The sequence below is a fragment of the Mobiluncus sp. genome (assembly GCF_985070215.1).
In genome coordinates this window covers 23,478-30,326 of record NZ_CFKZQR010000022.1, presented here as the reverse complement: position 1 = coordinate 30,326, position 6,849 = coordinate 23,478, and the positions used below count along the sequence as shown (strand labels likewise).

The 6,849-nt window shown below is 59.5% G+C and carries 8 protein-coding genes; 2 read left to right on the top strand and 6 right to left on the bottom strand.

What is annotated here, in order from left to right; genetic code table 11:
- Positions 1-40: 40 nt before the first annotated feature.
- From AC5LBQ_RS05730 to AC5LBQ_RS05705, 6 genes are all read right to left on the bottom strand, one after another.
- A complete protein-coding gene (locus AC5LBQ_RS05730) occupies positions 41-880 on the bottom strand; it encodes an ABC transporter permease (RefSeq protein WP_493264883.1) in 840 nt (279 codons plus the stop codon).
- Positions 870-1,604, bottom strand: a complete 735-nt coding sequence (locus tag AC5LBQ_RS05725; RefSeq protein ID WP_366125176.1) for an ABC transporter ATP-binding protein — start codon at positions 1,602-1,604, stop codon at positions 870-872. Before AC5LBQ_RS05725 ends, AC5LBQ_RS05730 begins: the two co-directional genes overlap by 11 nt.
- Positions 1,597-1,959, bottom strand: a complete 363-nt coding sequence (locus AC5LBQ_RS05720; protein WP_493264882.1) for a GntR family transcriptional regulator — start codon at positions 1,957-1,959, stop codon at positions 1,597-1,599. The genes AC5LBQ_RS05725 and AC5LBQ_RS05720 overlap by 8 nt, the downstream gene beginning before the upstream one ends.
- Positions 1,960-2,076: 117 nt before the next feature.
- The gene (locus tag AC5LBQ_RS05715; RefSeq protein ID WP_493264881.1) at positions 2,077-2,751 is read right to left on the bottom strand and encodes a Maf family protein; all 675 of its coding nucleotides are present in this window, start codon (positions 2,749-2,751) and stop codon (positions 2,077-2,079) included.
- A 9-nt stretch (positions 2,752-2,760) separates the two neighbouring features.
- Positions 2,761-3,618, bottom strand: coding sequence for an alpha/beta hydrolase (locus AC5LBQ_RS05710; RefSeq protein WP_493264880.1), 858 nt, complete (start codon positions 3,616-3,618; stop codon positions 2,761-2,763).
- Between the two features lie 115 nt (positions 3,619-3,733).
- Positions 3,734-4,528, bottom strand: a complete 795-nt coding sequence (locus tag AC5LBQ_RS05705; RefSeq protein ID WP_493264885.1) for an alpha/beta fold hydrolase — start codon at positions 4,526-4,528, stop codon at positions 3,734-3,736.
- Positions 4,529-4,813: 285 nt separating this feature from the next.
- On the opposite strand from AC5LBQ_RS05705, the gene AC5LBQ_RS05700 reads away from it, so the two are divergent.
- Together AC5LBQ_RS05700 and AC5LBQ_RS05695 are read left to right on the top strand one after the other, a co-directional pair.
- Entirely contained in the window at positions 4,814-5,491 is a 678-nt protein-coding gene (locus AC5LBQ_RS05700; protein WP_295027629.1) for a response regulator transcription factor, read from the top strand.
- A gap of 3 nt (positions 5,492-5,494) precedes the next feature.
- The gene (locus AC5LBQ_RS05695) at positions 5,495-6,814 is read left to right on the top strand and encodes a sensor histidine kinase (RefSeq protein ID WP_491680212.1); all 1,320 of its coding nucleotides are present in this window, start codon (positions 5,495-5,497) and stop codon (positions 6,812-6,814) included.
- Positions 6,815-6,849 lie beyond the last annotated feature (35 nt).

Below are 6,849 nucleotides of genomic sequence, written 5' to 3'. Positions count from 1 at the left end.
GGCGGCCCGGAATCCCGAGCCGCCACAGTGAAACACCCAACTAACGCAACGACAGGTGTCGAGACAGCGAGTTGTGGGCAAACCAGTAGCCGACAATCAACAGGGGAATCAAGCCCAGCATTCCCAGCGGAATGAATACGCCGGCCCCTTCGTTGGTCTGCGAGAAGATAGCGCCGATAAGTAACTTTGTCTGGGCGCTGCCTGCCGTAGTCGTGATGTGCAACGTCGCCGGCACCAGGAAAGTAAACAGAGCCAACACCGCCTCATAAACCACATAGAGGAGAATCGCGCTGATGGTCACCGCCTTGTTGGTGGACAGGTAAGCGAAGCTGAATCGGTTAGCCAGGGCGGAAAAGCTCACCACCCACATCACAAACTGTGCCGTCGCCAGCAGTAAGACCACGATCATAGTGATGATGAGGTAGGCAGGGGTGCTTTGCAGGAGTTGCCCGATAGCCTCCCAGGTCGCAACGAATTTTTCGCCGAAACTCAGCTCGGGTCCTGCCGACCCCGCCATCTGGGTAAAGATGATCCAGCCCAGCGCCAAGCAACTCCAACAAATGCTGAGTAGGACCGCGATAAACAGCCACAAAGACTTCGCACCCAGCACTGTTCCACCCGAGGCCGGCAGGGTGTTTGTAAAGTAGCCGCGCTGCCCATAGGTGGTCTGGTAGTAGTACTTGGAACCCATGATAAACACGAGGAAAGGAATGATGATTGCCACTAGGGCGCCGATGGTGGTGCCCGTGGTGGCCAGGAAACTTTGGTTAGTGAGGCTCAACAGCCCCGAGGCAAACACCACCGCCAAGCCGACAGCCAGATAGAGCAGCAGCTGCCAGCCCATTTCTTTGGCTTCATACTTGAATATTTTAGCGAACATGGGAGTATTCCTTCCTAAAGATGAGGTCCAGGGACATACCGTAGGCTTCCCGCAGTTCATCAGCTTCGCCCTGTTTGAACAGCTTGCCCGCGTGCAGGAATACGGCTTCGTCCAGTACCGGCTCAATGTCGGTAACCAGGTGGGTGGAAATAAACAGAGTCGCTTCGGGGTTCCAGCCTTTCACAATGGTGTCCAGCAGGGTTTGGCGCGCCGCCGGATCCACTCCCGAAATCGGTTCGTCCAATAGATAGAGCCGGGCGGAACGTGACATTATCAGCGCCAGCTGCAGTTTTTCACGCATCCCTTTGCTCATGTGGTTGGTTTTTAGGCTGCGTTCCAGCCCCAGGAACTCCACCAGTTCTGTGGCTTTTTTCGCGTCAAAGTCCGCGAAATAATCCGCGTGCCGGTTGATAGCCGCGTCAACACTGATTGATTCGGGCAGCCAGGCGGCATCGGGCAGGAAAGAGGTCATGGCTTTGGTTTTCGTCCCGACTTCCTGGCCGTCGATGCGGACTTGCCCGCTGGTAGGTTCCAGCACCCCGGCCAGAATCTTTAACAGCGTGGTCTTGCCCGAGCCGTTTTCACCCAGCAAACCGACGACTCTCCCGGCGCTCAAGTTGAGGGTAAGCTGGTCTAATGCCGGTTTCACCACCCCGTTTACTTTGATGCCCTGGTAGCGTTTGGTGAGGTTGGACACTTCCACTAAGGGTTGCATCTCAATCACGTCCTTTCCATTGACTGTTCAACAGATCTTGGGCTTCGCTGAGGCTCAGTCCCAAAGTTTTCATGTCTGTTATGAAGTTGTGCGCGGAGGTTTTCGCCAGATCCTTGCCGAGTTCCCGGACAGTTCCGGCATCTTCGGTGACGAAACGTCCCAATCCCCGGCGCGAGGCAACCAAGCCGGTGCGCTCCAGCTCGGTCAACGCCTTTTGCATGGTGTTGGGATTGACCCCGTACTCGGCGGATAAATCGCGTACAGAGGGAATCTGGGAACCTCGCTCCCACGCTCCGCTGGTGATCCGCCGTGAGAAGTCGTCAAGCAACTGACGCCAAATTGGCGTTTCAGTATCGAAATCCATCAGCTTCTCCTTACCTAGACAAACGCGGTACCATGTTTGTGTACTACAACACTAATACACCATCACACAGCTGTCAAGGGGAAACTATTTTGCAGCCAATAAAGAGGAAGATTTGGCTCAAGCCCACAACGAGGGCCAGAAAATCCCCAGTTCGCCAGCCAGCTTTCGCAACAAGGGCAGGGAAATCCCGATGACATTGTGCGGGTCGCCCTCGATACCACTGATGAATGCCCCACCCAGGCCGTCAATCGTAAATGAGCCGGCGACTTCCAGCGGTTCCCCGCTAGCCACGTAGGCGCGAGCCTCCGCCTCGCTAAAATCCGCGAAATGCACCACGGTAGACTCGGTGCGCCCCACTTCTGCAACGGCCTCGGCAGCATCGCTGCGTAAACGCATCACCCAATGCCCGGTGTGCAATACCCCGCAATCCCCCGACAGGGCGCGCACCCGCGCGAGGGCGATTTCGGGATTGTGGGGTTTACCCAGCACTTCGCCGTGAAACTCCAGCATGGAGTCACAGCCCACCACCAACGTGTCCGCACCCGGCGAAAGCGAAGTCTCGAGCTCTCCCGCTACCGCCCGCGCTTTTGCCTGCGCGAGCGCCAAAACCTGCTCGGTCGGGCCAGCTGCGCGCGAACGCAGCGTGGCGAGCAAAGCGTCCTCGTCCACGTGAGAAACCCGCACCACCGGGCGCAACCCCGCCCCTTGCAACACTTTGCGCCGCGCCGGGGAAGCGGAAGCCAACACCACGCTCACCGCGGCCGCACCCAAATCAGAATCCGATTGTTCCATGCCTCTAGCCTAATCGCGCGGGTTTGAATCGCGGCAACCCAGAAAACGACCTAGCAGTTCCCGCAGTTCAGCCCAGGTTTGGCTGCCCGGCACTCGCAAGGACCCGTGGAAGGTCCCGGCATACATATGCGCCTCCACCGGCACCCCGCAATCAGCTAGGCGCAGAGCTAGACGCAGCCCTTCATCGCGCAACGGATCGATGGGGTTCACCACGATGAGACTGCGCGGCATTTTCTCAGCCACTGCCGGACTGTCCAGGATTTCCGTCAGTTTCGCACGCAGGGCCGGGCTCGGCGCCGCCAAATCCCAAGCCTCCCGATTAGCCTGGGCCGTCCAGACCGGGCCGGCGGCGTGGGTTTGCATAGATTCACTCTCGCAGCGCGGATCCAAGCAGGGTTCGAACAGAATCATTCCCGCCACCGGGCACTCCGCTGATTCCGCCATCAGCTCCGCCACGAAATAGTACGCCAGCCCGGCCCCGGCGGAATCGCCAAAAACATATACTTCCCGCCCTAACTCGCGACCCCGCTCCAGGGCATAGAGCAGCGCCGAGCGGCAATCCGCCACCGCCCGGTCCACCGAAAATTCGGGCGCCAGGCGATAGTCCGCGGACAGGACTTGTGCCCCCAAATACTCAGCCAACTCAGCATTGTGCACATCGTCAAACCGGGCTCTACCAGCCACGTAGCCGCCGCCATGGAAGGTGAGCAAGATTGGCGCACCGCCCGCCCGACCTTCTGCCGCCGCAGACTCCGCGGTAGTTTGCGGAGTGAAACAACGGAGCTCCATGGGTTGGCCGTCTCCGCCGGGGATTGTCCTCACCTCGAGGTTTACTCCGGTCGGGGTTCCTGTGGACATACCTAACATTCGGTCCCCTTCACTTCGCATAGTTTGCAGGTCACAAGGTGTTTGTGGGGGCGTGGCGGCGATTGCAGGCATCAGTTCAGGGCACAAGAAGGGTTGCATCGTTTTGCCTTTCCGGTCAGCCCGCGTAGCGGTGGAGCCATTCGTCTAAGCTGGCGTGGTATTGTTCCGGGGCGCCGAGCCGCACGCCGTGACCAGTCCCGGAAATAACCTCGGTCTGCACCAAAGGGTTACCTACCTGGGCGATAGCGTCTACGCCCGCCAAACCAATCAACACCTCATCCGTGTCTGAGGTAACAACTTTGGTCGGTACGCGCAGCGCCGCGACGATTTCTGGCCAAGGTTCGCGAAAACTGACGATACCGGTGGCCAGCAGGCGCGGGTCCACCAGCCCTTTGCCTAATGCCCAGCCATAGTGTGAGGCGGCGCTCCAGCCAGGACGCTGCGCCACGTTGTCCGCCAGTGTTTCCACCGGATTGGCCTGCCAGGTGTGTTCACAGCGGGCGACCTGTTCACCAGCCCGCTGGCGATATCCGGCCGCTTGCACCGGGCTCAACCAGGCCGGGTCCTCGAGAAAGAGCGCTTTCATCAACTCGGGATGATACCCGCCCAGGTAGCTGGAAATGGCTGCCCCCATGGAATGGGCCACGATGACCGGGGTTTGCCCATAGAGCTGTTCCAGATATTGCAAGGTCAGCACCAATTCTGTTGCGGAAGCCGCAGCCGGGTCGGCTAGCTCCGTATCGCGCAGACGCCGCGAGGTGCCATGTCCCAGCGAATCCAGTGCCACCACGAAGTAGCGGTCGCGCAGGTGGTTTAGCAAATCGACCCACGCCAAGGCCGAATCGCAGACTCCGTGAACCAACACCACCATCGGGTTTTGCGGCTCACCCGACACATAATGGGACAGCATCACCAGTTTCCTTTCGTCAGCCCCATTCTAGCTTTGGTTGCGTTCCCACCCGGAAGAACGGGCAGGATACCCGCCAGTCACGCTCAAAAAGACTGGGAATACTGAGGAATAATTTAAATGTTCCGTCGAATAGCGCAACGGGTCAAAAGAGGGTAAAGTTTTACTCGATGATGACTTAGGGTTTCACCATTCTCCCAGTTCACGAACACCTGCGATAATCCAGAGTTTCGGTCAATTCGAGAGAACGGAACCAGGAGATAGAAAAGCGAAAGCAGAGGAAGAGGAATGACCAGAGTCCTTTTAGTCGAAGACGATCCCGCGATTGCCGAGCCGCTGACCCGCGCTTTGCAACGCGAAGGCTACGAAGTCGGCGCTCACGTTACGGGCGGTTCTGCCCTGAAACAAGTCAATGACTCAGACATGGTGATTTTGGATTTGGGGCTGCCCGATATGGACGGCCTGGACGTAGCGCGCACGATTCGCGCCCAAGGCCTGACCATTCCGATTCTCATTCTGACCGCGCGTACCGGCGAAGTCGACATGGTGGTGGGCCTGGATGCCGGGGCGGACGACTACGTCACCAAGCCTTTCCGGCTGGGCGAACTGCTGGCTCGCGTGCGGGCTCTGCTGCGGCGCTCCGGCGGGGAAATCACCGAAGAAAGCGACCTGACCGCCCAGGACGTGCGCATCGAGGTTTCCGCGCACCGCGCTTTCCAAGGCACGCGCGAACTGCAGCTGACCGCGAAAGAGTTTGAACTGCTGCGGGTGCTGGTGCGCGAGGCCGGCGCGGTCGTGGAGCGGGAAGCCATTATGCGGGAAGTGTGGGGCGGGGATCCGTCAGGTTCCACCAAGACCCTGGACATGCACGTCTCGTGGCTGCGCCGCAAACTCGGCGACGACGCGAACAATCCGCATTACATCACCACCGTGCGCGGCATGGGCTTCCGTTTTGAAACTGCCTAGCCCTTGCGCAAGCAAATCCTGATTTCTATCCTCAGCGCGGTCATCATTGCCGTGCTGTTGCTGGGCGTGCCCCTGGCCGCTTTCGCCGTCAATCAGCTGTGGGATTCAGCCCGCGCCGACGTTGACGCAACCGCTAAACAATACGCGCTAGCCCTGGACCGTACGTCTCTGACCGGCCACTATGTGACTGACGTGACCGTGGCCAGCTGGCTGTGGCCGGGACGCTCGGCCGACACCAGGGTGGAAGTCACCACTCAGGACGGGCGGGATTTGAGCTTTGGGACTCGCCCGGTTTTCCCGCTCGTCTCTAGGGTCGAGACCGCCACGGGAGCCACCCTGACAGTCATTTCTTCCTCGGATAACGCCCGTTCGCGTTCCGTAGTGTTTGTTTTGGTGACTCTTTCCGGGGTGGGGGCAGCAGTCTTGGTCGGCGCGTTCATCGCGCTGCGGTCCTCTCGCCGAATCTCGGCGCCGCTCATTTATCTGTCCGCTCAGGCTGAGCAACTCGGTTCCGGCGGGGTACGTCCCCGCGTGACTCCCTCCGGGATTGAAGAAATCGACCTGGTACAAGACGAACTGGTTAGGGCCAGCGAAAACCTGGCGGGGCGTATCGCCGCAGAACGCCAGTTCGCCTCGGACGTGTCCCACCAGCTGCGCACCCCGCTGACGGCCCTGTCTATGCGGCTGGAAGAAATCCAGATGATCAGCAGTGAACCGGAAGTACAGCAAGAAGCCGAACAGTGCCTGGACCAGCTGGAACGCCTGACCGGCGTAGTCGAGGACCTGAAACGCAACTCCCAAAATGCCGGCGGGGGCACCACCCAGGCGATTAACGTGGACGAATTCCTGGTACACCAGCAAAACGAGTGGGAAAACCAGTTCCGGGCAGCGAATCGCCCACTGGTGTTCCGTAACGAAACCGACCGCCCCGCTCTGGCCACGCCGGGCTCGCTGGGCCAGGTCATCGCCACTCTGCTGGAGAATTCGTTGAAGTACGGGGCGGGCACGACTACGGTACGCGCCAAGATGAGCGGCAACAAAAAGGGCATGTATTTCGAGGTCAGCGACGAAGGCGAGGGCGTGGACGATGAAATCGCCCCGGATATTTTTAAGAAGGGCGTGTCTGGACACGGTTCGACCGGGATTGGTTTGGCGCTAGCCAAACAGCTCATTGAAGCCGACGGCGGGAAACTCGAACTCATTGTGCGCCGTCCCCCGACTTTCCAGGCTTTTGTCGCCACCGTGCCGGCATCCCTGGATCCGAACAAGGTGTTGCCCCAGGGTGCCATTATTTCCGTGTCCCATCCCAAGCGCCGGTTCTGACTTTCCCGGTTCGACCGGCGATTTTTCCCGGTACG

What these genes read in the sequence shown, in the direction of transcription:
- AC5LBQ_RS05720 (WP_493264882.1), bottom strand. Translation starts at nt 1,959, where the DNA reads ATGGATTTCGATACTGAAACGCCAATTTGGCGTCAGTTGCTTGACGAC.
- AC5LBQ_RS05700 (WP_295027629.1), top strand. Translation starts at nt 4,814, where the DNA reads ATGACCAGAGTCCTTTTAGTCGAAGACGATCCCGCGATTGCCGAGCCG.
- AC5LBQ_RS05705 (WP_493264885.1), bottom strand. Translation starts at nt 4,528, where the DNA reads ATGCTGTCCCATTATGTGTCGGGTGAGCCGCAAAACCCGATGGTGGTG.
- AC5LBQ_RS05730 (WP_493264883.1), bottom strand. Translation starts at nt 880, where the DNA reads ATGTTCGCTAAAATATTCAAGTATGAAGCCAAAGAAATGGGCTGGCAG.
- AC5LBQ_RS05715 (WP_493264881.1), bottom strand. Translation starts at nt 2,751, where the DNA reads ATGGAACAATCGGATTCTGATTTGGGTGCGGCCGCGGTGAGCGTGGTG.
- AC5LBQ_RS05710 (WP_493264880.1), bottom strand. Translation starts at nt 3,618, where the DNA reads ATGTTAGGTATGTCCACAGGAACCCCGACCGGAGTAAACCTCGAGGTG.